This is a genomic window from Nocardia yunnanensis (assembly GCF_003626895.1).
Classification (GTDB): Bacteria; Actinomycetota; Actinomycetes; order Mycobacteriales; family Mycobacteriaceae; genus Nocardia; species Nocardia yunnanensis.
Genome location: NZ_CP032568.1, coordinates 3,215,537 through 3,236,877 on the forward strand (window position 1 = coordinate 3,215,537; position 21,341 = coordinate 3,236,877).

11 protein-coding genes (1 of these 11 cut by a window edge) are annotated in these 21,341 nt (G+C 68.1%); 3 read left to right on the top strand and 8 right to left on the bottom strand.

Features of this window, described 5'->3' with window-relative positions; translation table 11 throughout:
- Together D7D52_RS14905 and D7D52_RS14910 are read left to right on the top strand one after the other, a co-directional pair.
- On the top strand, positions 1-11,389 hold the 3' portion of the coding sequence (locus D7D52_RS14905; RefSeq protein ID WP_120736944.1) for a non-ribosomal peptide synthase/polyketide synthase. The gene continues 16,937 nt to the left of window position 1, outside the view; the window shows 11,389 of its 28,326 coding nt (coding positions 16,938-28,326); its start codon lies off the left edge, out of view; the stop codon is at positions 11,387-11,389.
- Between the two features lie 112 nt (positions 11,390-11,501).
- Positions 11,502-12,500 carry a DUF222 domain-containing protein gene (locus D7D52_RS14910; RefSeq protein ID WP_120736945.1) on the top strand — a complete coding sequence of 333 codons (999 nt, stop codon included), beginning with the start codon at positions 11,502-11,504 and terminating at the stop codon, positions 12,498-12,500.
- 700 nt (positions 12,501-13,200) lie between these two features.
- On the opposite strand, the gene murA is transcribed toward D7D52_RS14910, so the two are convergent.
- The 5 genes from murA to D7D52_RS14935 all read right to left on the bottom strand — a co-directional run bounded on the left by murA (position 13,201) and on the right by D7D52_RS14935 (position 17,058).
- Entirely contained in the window at positions 13,201-14,463 is a 1,263-nt protein-coding gene (murA, locus tag D7D52_RS14915; RefSeq protein WP_120736946.1) for a UDP-N-acetylglucosamine 1-carboxyvinyltransferase, read from the bottom strand.
- Positions 14,464-14,473: 10 nt separating this feature from the next.
- On the bottom strand, positions 14,474-15,067 hold the full coding sequence (locus tag D7D52_RS14920) for a cob(I)yrinic acid a,c-diamide adenosyltransferase (RefSeq protein WP_120736947.1): 594 nt from the start codon (positions 15,065-15,067) through the stop codon (positions 14,474-14,476).
- A 21-nt stretch (positions 15,068-15,088) separates the two neighbouring features.
- Complete coding sequence (locus tag D7D52_RS14925; protein ID WP_187703155.1) at positions 15,089-15,511, bottom strand: DUF2550 domain-containing protein; 423 nt, start codon at positions 15,509-15,511, stop codon at positions 15,089-15,091.
- A 168-nt stretch (positions 15,512-15,679) separates the two neighbouring features.
- On the bottom strand, positions 15,680-16,387 hold the full coding sequence (locus D7D52_RS14930; RefSeq protein WP_120736950.1) for an MspA family porin: 708 nt from the start codon (positions 16,385-16,387) through the stop codon (positions 15,680-15,682).
- Between the two features lie 26 nt (positions 16,388-16,413).
- Positions 16,414-17,058 (bottom strand): MspA family porin, encoded by a 645-nt coding sequence (locus D7D52_RS14935; RefSeq protein ID WP_246023872.1) that lies wholly within the window; start codon positions 17,056-17,058, stop codon positions 16,414-16,416.
- Positions 17,059-17,262: 204 nt separating this feature from the next.
- Here D7D52_RS14935 and D7D52_RS14940 point away from each other — a divergent pair, with 204 nt between their 5' ends.
- On the top strand, positions 17,263-18,354 hold the full coding sequence (locus D7D52_RS14940; protein WP_120736954.1) for an NAD(P)-dependent alcohol dehydrogenase: 1,092 nt from the start codon (positions 17,263-17,265) through the stop codon (positions 18,352-18,354).
- A 66-nt stretch (positions 18,355-18,420) separates the two neighbouring features.
- Here D7D52_RS14940 and D7D52_RS14945 read toward each other — a convergent pair whose 3' ends face one another.
- The 3 genes from D7D52_RS14945 to D7D52_RS14955 form a co-directional block, all read right to left on the bottom strand.
- A complete protein-coding gene (locus D7D52_RS14945; RefSeq protein WP_120736956.1) occupies positions 18,421-18,798 on the bottom strand; it encodes a F0F1 ATP synthase subunit epsilon in 378 nt (125 codons plus the stop codon).
- Between the two features lie 6 nt (positions 18,799-18,804).
- Positions 18,805-20,235 carry a F0F1 ATP synthase subunit beta gene (gene atpD, locus D7D52_RS14950; protein WP_120736958.1) on the bottom strand — a complete coding sequence of 477 codons (1,431 nt, stop codon included), beginning with the start codon at positions 20,233-20,235 and terminating at the stop codon, positions 18,805-18,807.
- 91 nt (positions 20,236-20,326) lie between these two features.
- Positions 20,327-21,298: a F0F1 ATP synthase subunit gamma gene (locus tag D7D52_RS14955; protein WP_120736960.1), complete on the bottom strand. Its 972-nt coding sequence runs from the start codon at positions 21,296-21,298 to the stop codon at positions 20,327-20,329.
- Between the last annotated feature and the right edge of the window lie 43 nt (positions 21,299-21,341).

Consider the following 21,341-nt stretch of genomic DNA (forward strand, 5'->3'; position numbering starts at 1 on the left):
GTTCGACCTGGCGGCCGCCCCGCTGCTGCGGGGCACCGTCGCCCGGCTCGCTGCCGGCGAATGGGCGCTGGTGCTGACCAACCACCACGTCATCCTCGACGGCTGGTCCTATCCGCTGCTGGTCACCGAACTGTTCACCGCCTACGCCGGCCAGCCCGCCGCATCTCCCGGCTCGTATCGGGTTTACCTGGCGTGGTTGACGACCCGGGATCGCGAATCGGCGCTCACCGCGTGGGCCGAGGCCCTCGACGGCATTGAACCGACCCTGGTCGCCGCAGGCGCCGCGACCGGTACGACAGCCGTCGCCGAACACACGCTCACCCTCACCGAAACCGACACCCGCGCCCTGGTGTCCGCGGCGGCCGCGCACGGGGTGACCGTGAACACCGTCCTGCAATCCGCGTGGTCGCTGCTCATGGCGCAGCTCAGCGGCCACACCGATGTGGTCTTCGGCGCGACCGTCTCCGGGCGACCCGGCGAACTCCCGGCCGCCGACCGCACCATCGGCCTGTTCATCAATACGATCCCCACCCGGGTCCGGCTGCACCCGGCGGAACCCGTCGGCGCGCTGTGGGAGCGGCTGCACCGCGAGCAGGCGAGCCTGCTCGACCACCACCATGTCGGCCTTCGGGACATCCACGCGCACACCGGAATCGACGCGCTCTTCGACACCTTGATGGTGCTGGAGTCCTACCCGGTGGACATTCACGACCTCGAGCACGCCGTCGGCGCCGGGGCGCTCACCATCACCGGGGTGGACGCGGCCGACGCCACGCACTATCCGCTGTCGTGCACCGCGATGCTGCGGGAGACGCTGGGATTCCGGCTTCAGTACCAGCCCGGACTCTTCAGCGCCGACACGGTCGCGCTGCTGGGCGAGCGACTGCGGCAGGTGCTGCACACCATGGCGCACGAGCCGGTCGTCACGGTGCGCAGCCTCGGATCACGCAGTGGGACAACAGCACTCGTATCCGGCGGGAAGCTCGCGGATCCGGCCACGCGGACACTGCCGGAGCTGCTCGCCGCAGCAGTGGCCGCCGGCCCCGATCGAGAGGCGATCCTGGCGGGCACCGCCCGGATCACCTACCGCGAACTCGACGAGCGAACCAACCGCTGGGCGCGGGCGCTGATCGAGCGCGGGGTGGGCCCGGAATCGGTGGTGGCGATCGGATTGCCGCGCTCGGCGGACTGGGTCTCGGCGGTCTGGGCGATCGCCAAGACCGGCGCGGCGTTCGTCTCGGTGGATCCGGCGCATCCGGTCGAGCGAAATCGATTCGTATGCACCGACTCCCGCGCCCGCTGCCTGCTGAGCCGTGAACGCCCGGGCTTCGAGGTGCCGGGCATGTCCGTCATCGACCTCGCCGAATTGGACCGGGTCCCGGCCGATACGGCGTCTGTCACGGACGCCGAGCGGTGTGCGCCGCTGCGCGCGGACAACATCGCCTACGTCATGTACACCTCCGGATCGACCGGGCACCCCAAGGGCGTGGAGGTCGCGCACACCGGACTGGCCGCGCTGCTGTCCGACCATGCCGACCGCTGCGCGGTGCGACCGGAGTCGCGGGTCCTCGCGGTGACCGCGCGGACCTTCGACGCCGCGATCCTGGAGTTGCTGCTGGCCGTCTCCGGCGGCGGCGCACTGGTGGTCGCGCCACCGGATGTGTACGGCGGCCAACCCCTCGGGGAGCTGCTGCGACAACAGCACGTCACACACGCGTTCCTCACTCCCGCCGTGGCGCTCTCGCTCGACAGCGCGGGACTCGACGACCTGCGGGTGGTGCTGACCGGCGGCGATCGCTGTGGCCCGCAACTGGTCTCACGCTGGGCGGGCACCGACGCCGCGCGTGCGCGCACCGTGCACAACCTCTACGGCCCGGCCGAGACCACCATCTGGGTGACCGGGTCGCGCCTGCGACCGGAGCACCCGATCGATATCGGCGGCCCCATCGCGGGCATGGCGGTGGCGGTGCTGGATCCGTGGCTGCGGCCGGTGCCCGAGGGTGTCGTGGGCGAACTGTATGTCGCGGGTCCCGGTGTGGCGCGCGGCTATCGAGGCCGGCCCGGACTCACCGCCGCCCGGTTCGTCGCGAACCCGTTCGAGGCGGCCGGGGACCGGCTCTACCGGACCGGCGACCTGGCCCGGCTGACGACCGACGCCACCGGCGCGCGGACGCTGGAGTTCGTGGGCCGCTCCGACTTTCAGGTCAAGGTACGCGGCCAGCGGCTGGAGCTGGGCGAGATCGAAACCGCGCTCGCCGACCTGCCGGGCGTCGAACAGGCCGTCGTCACCGTGTACGTGCCCGAATCCGGGACGGGCGGACGACTGGTCGGCTACGTCACCGCCGCCGCGGGAGATTCGGTCGATCCGGACGAGGCGCGGCAGCTGGTGGGACAGCGGCTGCCCGCCTACATGGTGCCCGACGCGATCATGGTGCTCGACGAATTGCCGTTGACCGCAACGGGAAAGATCGACCGCCGGGCGCTGCCGACGCCGATGTTCGCCGCTCACGAGTTCCGGGCGCCGTCCACACGGGCCGAAACGATCCTGGCCGAGGTGTTCGCCGAGGTGCTCGGCGCCGAGAAGGTCGGCGTCGACGACGACTTCTTCGCGCTCGGCGGCGATTCCATCGTCTCGATCCAGCTGGTGACCAAGGCCCGGGCACGAGGCGTGGTCTTCGGCCCGCGCGACGTGTTCGAGCAGCGCACCCCCGCCCGGCTTGCACAGCGGGCCGCGCGGGGCGCGGACGAACACGCCGCGCTGACCGAGCTGCCCGGCGGCGGTGTCGGCGAGCTGCCGCTGCTGCCGGTCGCGCAGTGGATGGTGGAGTGGGGCAAGGGATTCGACCGCTTCGACCAGCATGTGGCGCTGCGGCTGCCGCGTGCCGTCCCGGCCGCGGAGCTGGCGGTCGCGCTGGGCGCGGTGCTGGACCGGCACGACATGCTGCGTTCCCGACTGCGGCGAAACGACAGCGGGCAATGGTCTATGGACATCGCCGCGGCCGGCGGTGTGGATGTCGCCGACGTGCTGGTGCGGCGAACCGTCGACACCGAGACCGTGACCGACACCGAGACCGTGACCGACATCGCCGCGGCCGAACTGCATGCGGCACTCGGCCGCCTGGACCCGCGCGCCGGGACCATGCTCCAATGCACCCTGCTCGAACCGGCCGACGGCACGCCGGGCTGGCTGCTGCTGGTGGCGCATCACCTGGTGATCGACGCGGTGTCGTGGCGGGTGCTGGTCCCGGACCTGCTGACCGCCCTCGAACAGCTCGAACACGGAGGCGCACTTGAGCTGCTGCCGGTCGGCACCTCCATGCGCCGGTGGGCACACGGGCTGGCCGCCGCGGCGACCGCACCGGAGCGGATCGCCGAACTGAGCCTGTGGCAATCCATGGTCACGGGAACCGACCCGCTCTGGGGCGGCAGGGAATTGGATTCCGCCGTCGATACCGCCGCCACCCTCGAGGCGGTGGTGGTGGAGCTGCCGGAAGCGGTGACCCAGAGCCTGCTCACCCGAGTTCCGACGGCATTCCACGGTGGCGTCAACGATGGCCTGCTGGCGGGATTGGCTGCCGCGGTGCGTCTCTGGCGCGGCCGCCGCGGGCTCGACGACCCGGCCGTGCTGGTCCGGCTGGAAGGTCACGGCCGGGAGGAACAGGTCGTGCCCGGGGCGGACCTGTCGCGGACGGTGGGCTGGTTCACCTCCATGTTCCCGGTGCGCCTGGATCTGAGCGGCGTCGACGTCCACGATGTCGCCGCCGGTGGGGATGCCGTTGCGGCGGCGGTTCTTTCGGTGAAGGAGACGCTGCGGTCGATCCCGGACAAGGGTCTCGGCTACGGCCTGCTGCGCTATCTGAACCCCGATACCGCGGCACGATTGCCGGACCGGATGCCGGGTCGGATCGGGTTCAACTACCTGGGCCGGGTGGGCGCGGACACGGGCTCGGCCGGAATCGACGGCGGGCTGGGCGAATTGACGGTGGCGGCCGATCCGGACATGCCGGTGACGGTCGCGATGGACGTGAGCGCCCTGGTACTCGACGACCGACTGCGCACCACCTTCCGGTTCCCGCGCACCCTGCTCGACGCCGGCGAGGTCGAGGAGCTGGCGCAGCTGTGGTCGCAGGTGCTGACCGCGATCGCCGCGCACGCCGAAAACGACGGCGCGGGCGGGTATTCGCCGTCGGACTTCCCGCTGGTGAGCCTCGAGCGCGGCGACGTCGCCGCGCTCACCCGCGCGTACCCGGCCCTGGTCGACGTGTGGCCGGTGACTCCGCTGCAAGCCGGTCTGCTCTTCCATTCCCGTCTGGCGGCGACCGGAGCCGAGGCGGATCTGTATGCCGCGCAGGTGGTCCTGCGGCTGTCGGGTGATCTGGACACGGAACGTCTGCGTGCCGCGGCGGTCGCGCTGCTGGCGCACAACGACGGCCTGCGCACGGCGTTCACCACCACCGCCGGAGGCGTCGAGGTGGCCGTTGTCAGCTCCGGAGTCGAATTGCCTTGGCGGGTAGTCGATCTGAGCGGCTGGCCCGACGCCGAGCAGAAGCTGATCGAGCTCGCCGCGGCCGAGAAGGCCCAGCGATTCGACCTCGCCGCCGCGCCCCTGCTGCGCTGCGCGGTCGCCCGCCTGGCCACCGGCAGCTGGGCGGTGATTCTCACCGATCACCACGTCATCCTCGACGGCTGGTCCTGGCCGCTGCTGGTCACCGACCTGTTCACCCGCTACGCCGGCGGACCGGACGCGGGCGCGGCCACCGGATCGTATCGAGACTTCCTGGCGTGGTTGGCCACTCGGGACCGGGAGGCCGCGCTGACCGCCTGGTCGACGGCGCTGGACGGCGTCGAACCGGCCCTGGTGGCCGAGCCCGCCGCCGGGCTCGGCGCGGTGGCCGACAAGTCGGTGGTGATCGACGCCGCCGACACCCGCGGCCTGCTGGCCGCCGCCTCGGCGGCCGGGGTGACGCTCAACACCGTGCTGCAGTCGGCGTGGGCCATGCTGGTCGCGCAGCTGACCGGCCACACCGATGTGGTGTTCGGCACCACCGTGTCCGGGCGTCCGGCCGAATTGCCCACGGCCGACCGCACTCTCGGGCTGTTCATCAACACCATCCCCACCCGGGTCCGGCTGGAACCCGGCGAGACCGTCACCGGCCTGTGGACGCGGCTGCACACCGAACAGACCGCACTGCTGGACGACCAGCACCTCGGCCTGACCGACATTCACCGCCACACCGGCCACGACAGCCTGTTCGACACCACCATGGTGCTCGAGTCGTATCCGGTCGACGTCCAGCAGATCCGGCAGGTGACCGGCGACGGCAGCCTCGAACTCACCGGGGTGACCGGCGACGACTCGACACACTATCCGCTGTCCTGCACCGTGATTCAGCAGGACTCCCTGCGGATTCGCCTGCAATATCGCACCGATCTGCTCGACGCGCGGGTCATCGAGGCGGTCGCCGAGCGGCTGCGGGTCGTGCTGACCGAGCTCGCGCGGGACCGGGGTGCGCGGGTGCGCGAGATCGCCACCCTCACCGCGACGGAACATGCTGCGCTGCTGAAGGATTGGGGACGCAACGATCCCGCCGAGGTGCTCGACGCGGCCGATATCGGCTTGGTCGGAGCCGTCCTGCCTGCGCTGCTGGCGGCCTCGGTGACCGCGCATCCGGATGGGGACGCGGTGGTGGAAGGCGACAGGCGGCTGTCCTACCGCGAGCTGGACGAGCAGTCGAACAGGCTGGCGCGCTTCCTCATCGACCGAGGCGCGGGACCCGAGTCGGTCGTCGCCATCGGGCTGTCGCGGTCCCTGGAGTGGGTGCTGGCGGTCTGGGCGGTCGCCAAGACCGGCGCGGCGTTCCTGACCGTGGACCCGGCGCATCCCGTGGAACGAAACCGGTTCGTGTGCGCCGATTCCGCTGTGCGAGTTGGCATCACGCTGTCGCGCCAGCGGGCGGCGCTGCCCGGTGAGGAATGCGCCTGGCTGGTCCTCGACGACTGCGAGACCGTGTCCGCCCTTGCCGCGCACCCGGCGGGTCCCCTCGCCGACGCCGAGCGGCGCGGTCCGGTGCGTCCGTCCAACGCCGCCTACATCATCTACACCTCCGGCTCCACCGGACGTCCCAAGGGCGTCGAGGTCGGTCACGCGGGCCTGGGTGCGGTGGCCGTCGCACACCGCCGTCAGTACGCGGTCGAGCGGGAATCTCGCGTATTGGGCGTGGGCGCACGGACATTCGACGTCGCCATGCTCGAACTGCTGCTCGCCGTCTCGGCCGGCGCGACCCTGGTGATCGCGCCGGACGACGTCTACGGCGGTCCCGCCCTCGCGGATCTGCTGCGCACCCAGCGCATCACCCACGCGTGGCTGACACCCTCGGTGGCGGCCTCGATCGAGCCGGCCGGACTCGACGACCTGCGGGTGATGTGGGTCGGCGGTGAGCATTTCGCCCCGCAGCTGGTGAGCCGCTGGTCGCGCACCGACACGGCGGGGCTGCGGCGGTTCTTCAACTCCTACGGTCCGACCGAGGCCACCATCATCACCTCGGTCAGCCCCGAACTGCGCGCCGGTGACCCGATCACCCTCGGGTCGGGCATCGCGGGCCTGCATCTGCTGGTGCTCGACGCCTGGTTGCGGCCGGTGCCCGCCGGGGTGGTGGGCGAGCTGTACGTCGCCGGACCCGGTGTGGCACGCGGGTATCGGGGCCGGGCGGGATTGACCGCCGCCCGATTCGTCGCCGACCCGTACGGCGAGCCGGGCGCGCGGCTCTACCGGACCGGCGACCTGGTCCGCTGGACGGCCGACGAGACCGAAACCGGTTCGGCGACACCGCTACTGGTGTACCTGGGCCGATCCGACTTCCAGGTGAAGGTACGCGGGCAGCGGCTCGAACTCGGCGAGGTCGAGGCCGCCCTGTGCGAGGTCGACGGCGTCGAGCAAGCCGTCGTCGTGTACCTGCCCGGTGAGAGCGCCACCGCCGGTGCGCGATTGGCGGGCTACGTGGTCGGCCGGAACCTGGACCCGGCGGCGGTCGAGCAGGCGGTGGGGGAGCGGCTGCCGCGCTACATGGTGCCGGACGCGATCGTGGCGCTGGACGCGCTGCCGCTCAACAGCAGCGGCAAAGTGGATCGCAGGGCCCTGCCCGAACCCGTGTTCGCCGCGCGCGAATTCCGCGCGCCCGCGACAGCGGTCGAGGAGATCGTGGCCGGCGTCTACGCCGAGGTGCTCGGGCTCGAGCGTGTCGGCGTCGACGACGACTTCTTCGCGCTGGGCGGAAACTCGCTGTCGGCCACCCGATTGGCGGCGCGACTGGCCGACGGGGTCGGCGTGCCGGTCACCGTGCGGGATGTGTTCGAGCACGCCGCGGTCGGCGAGCTGGCGAGCGTGCTCACCGCGCGAACGGGCGAGACCGCGGGGGAGAGTGGGCCCCGATTGACGGCGCGGGAGCGTCCGGAACGGGTGCCGCTGTCGTTCGCCCAGCAGCGCATGTGGTTCGTGAATCGCTTCGCACCCGAAGCGGTCTCGTACAGCATTCCCCTGGTATTGCGACTGACGGGAGAGGTGAACGTCGCGGCGCTGTCGGCCGCGATCACCGATGTGCTGGCTCGTCACGAAGTGATGCGGACCCGCTATCCGGACGTCGACGGGGTGCCGTATCAGCTGGTGGTGCCGGTTCACGAACTGACGGATGCCGTCAACCTCGACCCGGTGCGGGTGAGCGAGAACGAGCTCGCGTCGGCCGTGACCGCGGTGGTGTCGAGCGGATTCGATGTGGCCGAACGGGTTCCGCTGCGCATACGGCTGTTCTCCACCGCACCCGGCGAGTTCGTGCTGGTGCTCGTGGTGCATCACATCAACGCCGACGGGTTCTCCATGACACCGCTGGCTCGTGACGTCGCCGCGGCCTACGCCGCCAGGTGCGCGGGGCGGCAACCGGATTGGACGCCGCTGCCGGTGCAGTACGCCGATTACGCGCTGTGGCAACGAGAGTCGCTGGGCTCGGCGGACGATCCGGAATCGACGCTGTCGAGCCAGCTGGGCTACTGGCGCGAACAACTGCGAGACCTGCCGGACGTCCTCGCGCTGCCCACCGATCGCCCGCGCCCGGCGGTGGCCTCGCATCGGGGCGCACGGCACGCCTTCACGCTGGAACCCGCTGTGGTGGAGGGGATACAGCGGGTAGCCCTTGAATCCGGGGCGACGGTGTTCATGGTGTTCCACGCCGCCTTGGCGCTCGTGCTCTCGAGGTTGTCCGGCAGCACGGATGTCGCGATCGGCACACCCGTATCGGGGCGCGGCTCGGCCGTCCTGGACGATCTGGTGGGCATGTTCGTCAATACCGTGGTGCTGCGGACGTCCGTGGACGAAGCGCAGTCGTTCCGGGCGCTGCTGGATCGGGTGCGCGGCGTGGATCTGGATGCGTTCGCGCACACGGAGATTCCGTTCGAACAGGTGGTGGAGGCCGTGGACCCGGCGCGCAGCCAGGCCCGCCATCCGCTGTTCCAGGTCATGCTCGGCTTCCACAACCTCGACGAGGCGCGGTTCGAGCTGCCGGACGTCGCGGTGGCGGCGATGGATGCGGACACCGGCATCGAACGGTTCGACCTGACCTTGACCCTGACCGATACGCCTGACGAGAGCGGCGCGATTCCGGTTGGAATCAGCTACGCCACCGATCTTTTCGACGCGACGACGATCATCGGCCTGGGGGAGAGGTTGCAACGAGTGCTGGCGGCGGTGGCCGATCCCAGCACGCCGGTGCGTGACATCGACATGCTGTCCGAGGCCGAGCGCGAACGGATGGTCCACGCGTGGGGCCGAGTCGACATGGACCCGGCGGGCGCGGTGACACTGCCGGAACTGTTGGCAGTCGCGGTGACCGCGAATCCCGACGGTGACGCGGTGGTGTATGGCGGCCGCAAGCTCACCTACCGCGACCTGGACGAACAGTCGAATCGATTGGCGCGCTATCTGATCGAGTGGGGGGCCGGACCCGAAACCGTGGTCGCGATCGGCGTGCCACGGTCGGTGGAATGGGTGCTGGCGGTGTGGGCCGTGGCCCGGACCGGCGCGGCATTCGTGTCGGTGGATCCGGCGCACCCGGTCGAGAGGAACCGGTTCGTGTGCACGGATGCCGGTGCGCACCTGAGTATCACGACAGCACGGTGTCGGGAAGCGCTCCCCGACGAGGTCACCTGGACCGTGCTCGACGACCCGGACACGGCAGCAGCGATCGAGTCGGCGACGGCCGTCCCGAATGTGTTGCCGGACATCAGCAACACCGCGTTCCTGGTCTACACCTCGGGGTCGACCGGCCAGCCCAAGGGCGTGGAGATCACCCACGCCGGGTTGTCCGCGACGGTGGCCGATCATCGACGCCGCTGTGGCGCCGACACCGAATCGCGGGTGCTGGCCGTGGCCGTGCGCACCTTCGACGCGGCCATGCTCGAACTGCTGCTGGCGGTCTCGGCGCGCGCGACGCTGGTCATCGCGCCGACCGACGTGTACAGCGGACAACCCCTCACCGAACTCCTGCGCGACGAACGCGTCACCCATGCCTTCCTGACGCCGCCGGTGGCACTGACCGTGAATCCCGCTGAGCTGGAGGATCTTCGAGCGCTGCTGGTCGGCGGCGACCAATGCCCACCGCGGCTGGTCACCCAGTGGTCCGGCACCGACTCCGCGGGCCTTCGGCGTGTGCACAATATGTACGGGCCCTCCGAGACGACCATCTGGACGACCAGCGCGGAACTGCGCCCCGGCCACCCCATCGAACTCGGTGGGCCGTTGCCCGGCACCGGCGCGGTGGTACTGGACGCGTCCCTGCGCTCGGTTCCGGCCGGCGTCGTGGGTGAGCTGTATGTGTCGGGACCCGGTGTGGCACGCGGATATCGGGGGCGGCCCGCACTGACCGCCTCCCGGTTCATCGCGAATCCGTTCGGTCGAACGGGACACCGCCTGTACCGCACCGGTGACCTGGTGCGGTGGATCGAAACCGAGTCGGGCACAGGAACACTGGTGTATGTCGGCCGATCCGACTTCCAGGTGAAGGTACGCGGGCAGCGGCTCGAACTCGGCGAGGTCGAAGCCGCCCTGACCGCAATACCCGGAATCACGCAGGCCGTTGCCGTTCTCGATCGTGGGGCGGGCGATAGTGCTCGGCTCGTCGGCTACGTGGTGACCAACGATGCTGCCGCCCAACCGGACTCCATCCGCCGTGCGCTGGCCGACCGATTGCCCGGATATCTGGTGCCCGACATCGTCATGGTGCTCGAGGAAATGCCGACGACCGCCATCGGCAAGATCGATCGTCGCGCACTGCCCGAACCGATCGCGTCGGCGCGGGTTTCGCGCGCGGCCTCGACACCGCTCGAACAGCTTGTCGCCGAGATCTTCACCGAGGTCCTCGACGCCGAGAACGTCGGAGCCGACGACGATTTCTTCGCCCTGGGCGGCAACTCGCTCAGCGCGGTCCAGGTGGTGTCCCTGATCCGTTCACGCAGCGGCAGGCAGCTGCCCATCAGCCAACTCCTCTCCGAGGCCACCCCGGCCGCGCTGGCACGGGCACTGGAAGCCGACGCCGGGAGCCTCGACGTCTCCCTGGGTGTCCTGACCCCGCTGCGTTCCACCGGCGCCCGCCCGCCGCTGTTCTGCGTGCACCCCGGCGGCGGTCTCGCGTGGGTCTACGGTGCGCTGGCCGCTCACCTCGACCCGGACCAGCCCGTCTACGGCCTCCAGGACCCGCACATCGTCGCCGACGAGACGCGCCTGGAATCCATTGCGGCCTACGCGGATCGCTATGTCCGCGAAATCCTGGACCGCTTCCCGGACCAGCCCGAGTACAACCTGCTCGGCTGGTCCATGGGCGGACAAATCGCCCACGCCATGGCCGTCCGACTCCAACAACTCGGCCACCGAGTCGGCCTCCTGGCCCTCGTCGACTCCACCCCCGAAACCGGCCTCGAAACCACCCACGAACCCACCCGCGACGAGGTCGCCACCACCGTCGCCCGCATCCTCGGCGGCTGGCACACCGCCCTGAACCTGGACGAGACCCCAGCCATCGACAGCATCGAGGACTTCAACGCGCTGATCGCCGAACGCATAGGCAGCACCGGAATCCTCACCCCCCAACAAGTTCAGCGCGTAATCGACAGCTTCTCCCACCCCCTCCCATACACCCCCGGCCGCTTCGCCGGCGACGCCCTACTCTTCACCGCCTCCCGCGAACCAGGCCGAGACCGCTTCGCCCAAACCTGGCGCCCGTACATCACCGGCACCATCGACCGCATCTCGATAGACGAATGGCACACAGCCCTCCTGGCCCCTGAGCGCGCATCACAATTCGTGCCGTTCCTGGAATCCCGGCTGGGCAACGATATTCAGCGATGACAATGGATTTACCGACGAATCTCAATCCGGTAACGGACGCATATTCTGAAAGGCTTTATATCACAAGACAATTCGTGTTCCAATGCGATCATTGGAGGCGTAGAATTAGGGTATGAATTCGATGGGGGTGACATTCGACAACTGCGGCATCACCGAACTGGTGACCGCAGTAGAAACCCTCTCGGCCACCCTTGCTCACGCCACCCTCACCCCGTTCGCGGATGCCGATGTGGTGGCGTTGATGCAGCAGCTGGAAACCTGCAAGCGCAAACTGTCGGCGCTGGATTCGAAGCTGATCATCGAAGCCTCGGATCGTTCGTTGCCGGAGGCCAGTGGTGCGGGCAAGTTGGTGCCGTTCCTGCGTCAAACCCTGGGCCTGTCCGCCCATGACGCCTCGGTGCGGGTGAAGATCACCCGCGAATGCGGCGAGTTCACCGAACCCAACGGCCGTCCGCGCCCCGCGGCTTTGCCGGTGGCTGCGGAAGCCTTTGCCGCGGGTGCGCTCTCGCGTGACCACGTCCGTCACATCGTGGACATCATGACGCATCTGCCCGCCGACATCCCGGTCGAAACTCGGGTGGATGTGGAGCAGGTGCTGGTGGAACAGTCTTGTGAGGGTTTGTTCCCCGACGACCTGCCCAAGATCGGCCGCGAGATCCTCGCGCGTTTGGATCCGGACGGCACGGTGATCAATGATGCCGACCGCCGCCGCCGTCGCGGCTTGGCGATCGGCCGCCCGGGTGTGGACGGCATGTCGTGGGTGGAAGGCTGGATCACCCCGGAACTGCGGGCCTGCCTGGACGCGGTGCTGGCCAAGTTCGCCCGCCCGGGCATGTGCAACGCCGAAGACCCCGAAAGCCCCGGCGTTCCCGGTGCTTCCAACACTGCCCGCACTGCCCGCACTTCCGGCGCTGCCCGCACTCCTGGTGCTGTCGTTACGCCCGGCTCCATCGTGGCGTCCGGCGCTGCTGTCTGCGACCTGCCCGGTCAGGCTGTGGCCGGCGCTGTGGTCACGGGTGGCGGTGTCGGCGCTGCGGCCACCGACGTTGTAAACACCGGCGCTGCGGCCTTCAGTGAGCCTTTCCGGGTAGCGGTCCGGCTTCTGGTTTGACCTGGCAACATGCTGAAACTGGTTGCTGGGCAACAAAAGAGCGCAGAGTTCCGATGTGAGGTTGTTCTGACCAAAGATCAACTTCACAAGACCCACGTGTTACTCACCCGTTCGCCGCTCGTGTACCCCGAAGGGCCTTACCGCTCGACTTGCATGTGTTAAGCACGCCGCCAGCGTTCGTCCTGAGCCAGGATCAAACTCTCCGTTGAAGACTCTCAATCCAACCGCCCAAAGGCAGCGAATCGGAAGAATTAACCAGAGTCCGAAAACCTTGGCAGATTTAAACGCCAGCTCGGAAATTAAGCTGACATAATTGTCCAACCACCCTCACGGGGGTGAGAATGATTGGAACCAAATAAAATATTTGGCACTGACATTCATCGACACACTATTGAGTTCTCAAAGAACACACGCACAAACGATCTCCCGGGCTCAATGTCCCGCTCGATCGTGAGGCAACTTTTCAAGCTTAGCCCCATCCGCACAGCAGAACCAAATCGGCTGGTCGGCTGGGGGCTAGTGTGATCATCAGGCGAAGCTCGTCTCACCGGAGTCGGTGTCCGTGTCGCTCTGACCTGGAATAAGTTACGTGTTGGTTGTTCGCATGTCAAATCGCCTGTTCAGGACGGGTTTTCGCGAATGCCGGCTCGACGTCACCTGGTGTTGGTCGCGGGCTAACCGGTGTCAGGCACCCCGCTGATCAGTCCGAAGTGCCGACCCGTTCGATCTGCGCCCCGAGCGAGCGCAGGTTCTCCACGAAATCCGGGTAGCCGCGGTCGATGTGGAAGACGTCGTGCACTTCGGTGACGCCGTCGGCCACCAGGCCCGCGAGCACCAGACCCGCGCCGGCGCGAATGTCGGAGGACCACACCGGAGCCGAGGACAGTCGCGGAATACCGCGCACCACCGCGTGATGTCCGTCGGTGCGGGCGTCGGCGCCCAGCCGGATCATCTCCTCGACGAAGCGGAAGCGCGCTTCGAAGATGTTCTCGGTGATCATCGAGGTGCCGTCGGCGATCGCGGCCAGGCCGATGGCCATGGGCTGCAGATCGGTGGGGAAACCCGGGAACGGCAGGGTGGAGAAGTTCACCGCGCGGGGGCGATCGGCCTGCACCACGCGAAAACCGTCCGGTTCGAACGAGATTCGCGCGCCGGCGGAACGCAGCTTGTCCAGCACCAGCGACAGATGCTTGGGGTTGATGCCCGTCACCCGCACGTCACCGGTGGTCATGGCGGCCGCGATACCCCAGGTGGCGGCGACGATGCGGTCGCCGATCACGCGATGGGTGGTGGGAGCGAGCTTGTCGACGCCCTCGATGGTGAGCACCGAGGTGCCCGCACCGGAGATCTTCGCGCCCATGCGCGCCAGCATGTTGCAGAGATCCACGATTTCCGGTTCGCGCGCGGCATTGTCGATGACGGTCTCGCCCTCGGCGAGCACCGCGGCCATCAGGATGTTCTCGGTCGCGCCGACCGACGGGAAGTCCAGGCGAATGCGCGCGCCCTGTAATTCCTCGGCGCGCGCGACCAGGCAGCCGTGCTCGATCTCCGAGGTCGCGCCGAGCAGCCGCAGGCCGGCCTGATGCATGTCGAGGGGACGCGAGCCGATGGCGTCACCGCCGGGCAGCGCCACCACGGCCCGCTTGCAGCGCGCCATGAGCGGACCGAGCACGCACACCGAGGCGCGGAACTGGGTGACGGCCGGGAAGTCCGCGTGGTACTTGGGTTCCGCGGGGGTCGCGATGGTCACGGTCTCGTGGTCGACCGTCACGTCGCAGCCGAGGCCCCGCAGGACCTCGGCCATCAGCGGCACATCCAGGATGTCCGGGCAGTTCGTGATGGTGGTCGTACCCTCGGCCAGCAGCGCGGCGGCCATCAGCTTGAGGACGCTGTTCTTCGCGCCGCCCACCGCGACCTCACCGACGAGCCTGCTGCCCCCGGTCACCAGAAACCGTTCACTCACGGGGGTCAGCCTAGTGGTCCGTTCCCGTGCTCGTGGCCTCTCCGCCCGGGCGCCAAAGGATGTCGCCCTCGGGATTGGCCACCCGGCTCAGAATGAACAGCAGGTCGGACAGCCGGTTGAGGTATTTCGCGGGCAGCACGCTCGTGTCGTCCGGGTGCGCGGCGACCGCGGCCCAGGCGGAGCGCTCGGCGCGTCGCGCCACGGTGCGCGCCGTGTGCAGCAGGGCGGCCAGCGGGGTGCCGCCGGGCAGGATGAACGAATTCAACGGCGCCAGAGGCGCATTGAACTCGTCGCACCACTTCTCGAGGCGGTCGATGTAGTCCTGGGTGATGCGCAGCGGCGGGTACTTGGGCTCGGCGACCACGGGGGTGGACAGGTCCGCGCCGGCGTCGAACAGATCGTTCTGTATGGAACGCAGCACACCGAGCAGGCGCTCGTCGGGTGCGCCGAGCGCGATGGCCACCCCGAGTGCCGCATTGGTTTCGTCACAGTCGGCATAGGCGATCAGCCGCGGATCGGTCTTGGCAACGCGGGAGAAATCGCTCAAACCGGTGGTGCCGTCATCGCCGGTCCGCGTGTAGATCCGAGTCAGGTGAACGCTCACGCCCTGAGCCTAACGCGTGCGCTATCCGGCGCGGCGGCGGCGAATGCGCTCGGAGGGGCGGGATTCCACCCACGACAGGAAGGCGGCCATGGCGCCGCGGTCCAGCGCCAGCTCGTAGCTGCCGTCGCCGTCGGAGCACATGACGATGACCTCGTCGGTCATGATGTCGTACTCGTCGCCCTGCGGGGACCGGCGCGGGCCGATCTCGATAGCGAGCCGGCGCATGGTGGAGTCCGGGCCGAGTTTCAGACTGGAGAGTTTGTAGAAGAGGAGGGTGTCCTCGTCGTAGCGAATGAGGCCGTGCCGCCAGCCGCCGCCGTGCCCGCGCGCGGGCAGTACCCGCAGCAGTGCGGCGGTGCCGCCGCGGCGGAGCATCACCAAGCGATAGGTCGAGGCCAGGGCCAAACCGACGAGCAGCAACACCAGAATGATCAGAAGCCACATCCCGGTTTGCAATGCCGCTCCGTCCCTTCACATCCGCGTTGCTGGCGATCACCGACCGGCCTGCGGCCGGGCCCCGCTTTCGGTCGATACTAGCGACCCGGGAAAGACGGAGTCCGGCCATCCACCGAATGTGACGTATGCGCTGTTCAGCGGGGTGCAGAAGATATATCAGCCCATGGAGAACGGCTCGCCGTACAGCACGAGGTTGCCGATGAAGTTGGTGCTGTCGACCTCCGCCGCCACGAACGAGCGCGCCTGGGCGTAGCCGCCGCAGCCGTCCACGGCGAAGGTTTCGTCGGTCCAGCTCACACTGGCGTGCGGGCCGGGAACCTTGTTGTAGCGCTTGTGCGATTCCATGCCGTAGTCGTCGGGCTTCTCGAGGTCCAGCATGAGCCGGGCCACGGCCTGGCCGGGTCCGATGCTGATGCCCTCGGAAAGGGACTGGGTCGCCGAGAGTCCGCCGAACGGATTGGTCTGGGTCGCCTTGGAGGGGTCGTTCGTCACCCCGCCGCTGACGCCATTGTTGATGCCGCCGCTGATATCCACCTGGCAGCCGACGATATAGCCGGGGCTGATCTTGATGGTCGCGCTGGAAGCGCTCGGGCCGTCGAGATCCACGCTGGCCACCGCGGTGGTCCAGACATTGCGGTGCGCCGGGGTGTCACCCATGGAGCCGCTGATCTTCGCGGACTCACCGGTGATCGTGACCGTCAGATTCGTACCGTCGGCGAGCTGGCGGGTGATCGACCCACCGGGCAGCGGAATGAATGTGTCGGCGTGCGCCGGGCCGGCCGGCCCGAATCCGAACACCACCGCCGCGGCCAGCGCCACCCCGAACGCCCGGCCGCCCCGAATGCGAATTGCCTTGCCGTACATGCGATCCCTTCCCTCGGAGTGTCTCGTCAGCCGATGCTGAACGGCTGGCCGTAGAGGGAGACCTTGTGGTAGTCCGTGCCGATGATCTCGACCACGGAGACCTGGCGGGCCTGCGCGTAACCGCCGCAGCCCTGAATCTCCATCGGAATGTCCTGATAGTTGATGGTGTAGCTGCCGCTCTTGATCAGCTCGATGTTGTTGATCGCGACCCACTGCACCTGCCCTGGCGACAGCGGGAAACTGAAGCCGCCCGAGAGGCTCGGGGTGGCGCTGACCGTGAACGACGAGTTCGCACTGAAGGTCCCGAGGTTCACCTGGCAGCCGACGATGTATCCCGTCGTGAGGTTGGACGATCCGTGCGTACCGGAATTGTTGGTGCCCGGGAAGTTCTTCGGGCCGTTGTTGGGCCCGACGACACCGTCCGGTGTGTCCACGTCGGCGGTGACGTTGCCGCTCACCCAGGAGGTGCGGCCCGCACCGTTGTCCGCCAGGGACGGCGAAATGATCGCGCGCTCACCGAGACTGGTGATTTTCACGCCCGGGCCCTCGATGTGCCCGTCGGGGAGCGGAACCACCACGTCCGCGTTGGCCGCTCCCGGTGAGAAGAATCCGAGGGCGACCGCGAAAACCGCGGCGGCCACCCCCCACTTGCCATAACGAAGCCCGCTCATCAACCCCTCGCTCATCGTGGAGAAAAAGCTGAAAGTGCTTGGAATAGCCGAGGCTTTGCCAGATGTCTCAGATCACATCCGTAGACCGGCGAATGCATTCAACCACATGTCTACCCAGAACCCCACTCAGTGGGATCCAACATGGCCGGAATCTAGAACAGGTTCTTATGCTCCGGACAATTCGGAAGTGTTGGAGGAGATTCCGTGGAAATTACCGCCGCCGTCGCCCGCGGAGGGGACAAGCCGTTCTCGCTGGAGACGCTGGAACTCGAGGACCCACGCGCCGGTGAGGTGCTGGTACGCATCGTCGCCAGCGGCGTGTGCCATACCGACCTGGTCACCAAGGGCCTGTTCCCGCCCGAGTTGCCGATCGTGCTCGGGCACGAGGGCGCGGGCATTGTCGAACGGATTGGCTCGGAGGTAACCGGAATCGCCGTGGGCGATCACGTACTGCTGACCTACGCCAGTTGCGGTACGTGTTCCCGCTGCACCGCCGGGCTCCCGCCCTATTGCGAGAATTTCGTCGTTCTCAACACCTCCGGCGGGCGCGCGGATTTCACTTCGCCGCTGAGCAACAATGGCGAGAAGGTGATGGGCGCGTTCTTCGGGCAGTCCAGTTTCGCCACCCACGCACTGGTCCCGGCCCGCAGTGTCGTGGTGGTGGACAAGGATGTCGACCTGGTCGCCACCGCGCCCTTCGGCTGCGGGGTGCAGACCGGCGCGGGCGCGGTCGCCAATGTCATGAAGCCGGGCCCGAACGACTCGATCGCCATCTTCGGCGTCGGCGGGGTGGGCATGGCGGCGCTCATGGCGGCCCGGGCGATCGGCGCGGGAACCATTGTGGCCGTCGATCTTTCGGCCGATCGACTGGAGGTGGCCGAGGAACTCGGCGCGGACGTCACCATCGACGGCGCAGCCGAGGACGTGGTGGCGCGGATTCAGGCGGCCACGGGCGGGGGTGCGAACTTCGCGCTCGACACCACGGCGCTCAATGCCGTCATCGCCAAGGGCCTGGAAGCGTTGGCGCCCATGGGAACCCTGGTGCTCGTCGGCCTGGGCGAGGCGAGCATGGATCTGGAGATCGGCCACCTCACCGGCAACGGCAAGGCGGTGCGCGGGTGCATCGAGGGCAGCGGTGATCCGCAGCGGTTCATTCCGCAGCTGCTGCGCTGGCATGCCGAGGGCAAATTCCCGATCGAGAAGATCAGCAAGACCTACAAGTTCACCGATATCGACACCGCACTGGACGACGCCCACCACGGCGGCACGATCAAGCCGATCCTGACCTTCGACTGACCCGAAAACAACGGCGGCCCCGGGGATTTCCCCGGGGCCGCCGTCGTGTGTTCGGAAGCCGGAAGGCTAGGCCGAAGCCGCCTTCTCGAGCGCCCGCAACTGACCCTGTGCCTTGGCCAGCGCGGCCGGGCTCGCATCCGCATCGGCGACGACGGCCTTGGCGGCCGCCTCGTCGATGTCGAAGGAGAACTCGGCGGACTCGGCCAGCACGCGCACCGACGTGGCGGTGACCGAGAAGAAGCCGCCGTGCACGGCCGCCACGATGCGCTCGTCGGAGTCGGACACGATGGTCACCGTGCCGCCCTCGACGAGCTGCCCGAGCAGCGGTTCGTGGCCGGCCAGGATGCCGATCTCACCTTCGGTGGTCTGCGCCGAGACGAATTTCGCCCGGCCCGACCACACCAGTCGCTCGACGGCGACCAGATCAACGGACATATCTGCCATGGGTGACTACTTCCCGGCGATCTTCTTCGCGGCCGCCTCGACGTCGTCCAGGCCACCGCAGGAGTTGAACGCCTGCTCCGGCAGGTGGTCGAACTCGCCCTTGCAGACCCGATCGAAGTCGTCGATGGTCTGCTCCAGCGGCACGACCGAACCCGGCTGACCGGTGAACTTCTCGGCCACGATGAAGTTCTGGCCGAGGAACTTCTCCAGACGACGGGCGCGACCGACGAGGACCTTGTCCTCTTCGGAGAGCTCGTCCATGCCGAGGATGGCGATGATGTCCTGAAGTTCCTTGTACTTCTGCAGGATTCGCTTGACCTCGTTGGCCACCCGGAAGTGCCGCTCGCCGACGATCGAAGCCTCGAGGATACGAGAGGTCGAGGACAGCGGGTCGACGGCCGGGTAGATGCCCTTCTGCGAAATCGGACGCGAGAGCTCGGTGGTGGCGTCCAAGTGCGCGAAGGTGGTGGCCGGCGCGGGGTCGGTGTAGTCGTCCGCGGGCACGTAGATCGCCTGCATCGAGGTGATCGAGCGGCCACGGGTCGAGGTGATGCGCTCCTGCAGCTGACCCATCTCGTCCGCCAGGGTCGGCTGGTAACCGACGGCCGAGGGCATACGACCCAGCAGGGTCGAGACCTCGGAACCGGCCTGGGTGAAACGGAAAATGTTGTCGATGAACAGCAGCACGTCCTGGTTCTGGACGTCGCGGAAGTACTCGGCCATGGTCAGGGCCGAGAGGGCGACGCGCATACGCGTGCCCGGCGGCTCGTCCATCTGGCCGAAGACGAGGGCGGTGTCCTGAAGGACGCCCATCTCTTCCATTTCCAGGTGCAGGTCGGTGCCCTCACGGGTGCGCTCACCGACGCCCGCGAACACGGACGTGCCGGAGAACTCACGCGCGATACGGGTGATCATCTCCTGGATCAGCACGGTCTTGCCGACACCGGCACCACCGAACAGACCGATCTTGCCGCCCTTGACGTACGGGGTCAGCAGGTCGATGACCTTGATGCCGGTCTCGAGGATCTCGGTCTTGCCCTCGAGCTGGTCGAAGGCGGGCGGCCGGCGGTGGATGCCCCACTGCTCGCCGTCGCGGCCCAGACCCGGGGTGTCGAGGCAGTCGCCGAGCGCGTTGAACACGTGGCCCTTGACGACGTCACCGACGGGCACCGAGATCGGCTTGCCGGTGTCGCGCACGTCGGCGCCACGGATCAGACCGTCGGTCGGCTGCATCGAGATGGTGCGAACGATGTTGTCGCCCAGGTGCTGCGCGACCTCGAGGGTCAGGGTCTTGGCCACGGACGGGAGCGCGATGTCCACGTTCAGGGCGTTGTACAGGTCAGGGATCGAACCGCGCGGGAACTCGACGTCCACGACGGGTCCGATGACGCGGGCGACACGGCCTGTGCCGACCCGAGTTTCAGTAGCTGCGGTCATTGGTTCTCTTCCGTGTAGATAGTGGGTTGTGCTGGCGCTACGTGGTTACGCAAGCTGCCGCCTCCGCGCCTGAGGCACAACCCACCCGGCCTTAGTCGCGGTCCGAGCTCGCCGCCAGCGCGTTGGCGCCACCGACGATTTCCGTGATTTCCTGCGTAATCTGCGCCTGGCGCAACGAGTTCGCGGTCCGGGTCAGCGAATTGACCAGGTCCGTGGCGTTATCCGTCGCGGCCTTCATGGCGGTGCGGCGCGCAGCCGACTCCGATGCCGCCGCCTCGAGCAGCGACGAGTAGATCCGAGTGTTGACGTACTTCGGCAGCAGCGCGCCCAGCAGGCGATCCGCGTCCGGCTCGAACTCGTACTGGGGCTTCAGTTCCGCCGACTCGGAGTCGGTGAAGCTGTCGGGACCCATGTCGAAGTTCTCGTCCACGAACGTCACCTGGATCGGGGCCAGGCGACGCACCTCGGGCTGCTGCGACAGCATCGACACGAAACGCGTGTAGACGATGTGCAGTTCGTCGACGCCGGCCATGGTGCCCGCCCCGTTCGGGGTGGCGACCTCGCCGTCGGCGCCGGCCATGAACGCCTCCACCAGGTGGTTGCACGCGGCCGAGGCGTCGGCGTAGTTCGGCTGCTGCGAGAAGCCCAGCCAGGAACCGTTCACCGTCCGCTTGCGGAAGGTGTAGTAGGTCAGGCCCTTCGCACCCATCACGTACAGCACCGGCTCCTTGCCCTCGGAGCGCAGGGTGGTCATGAGCTCCTCGGCGCGCTTGAGCACGTTGGAGTTGTAACCACCGCACATACCGCGGTCGGAGGTGATGACGAGAACGGCTGCGCGACGCGGGTTCTCACGCTCGGTCAGCAGCGGGTGGTTGAGATTCCCACTGGCGCTCGCCAATTCGGCGAGCACCTTGGTGATCTCCTCCGCGTAGGGCTTGGCGGCGGCGACACGCGCCTGCGCCTTGCTGATTCGCGAGGTCGCGATCAGTTCCTGCGCCTTGGTGATCTTCTTGATCGAGCTCACGGAACGAATACGGGAGCGAAGTTCACGCACGCTTGGCATTAGCGGTCCACCCTCCCTTCATTCGTCGATTCGGTCATTCGCA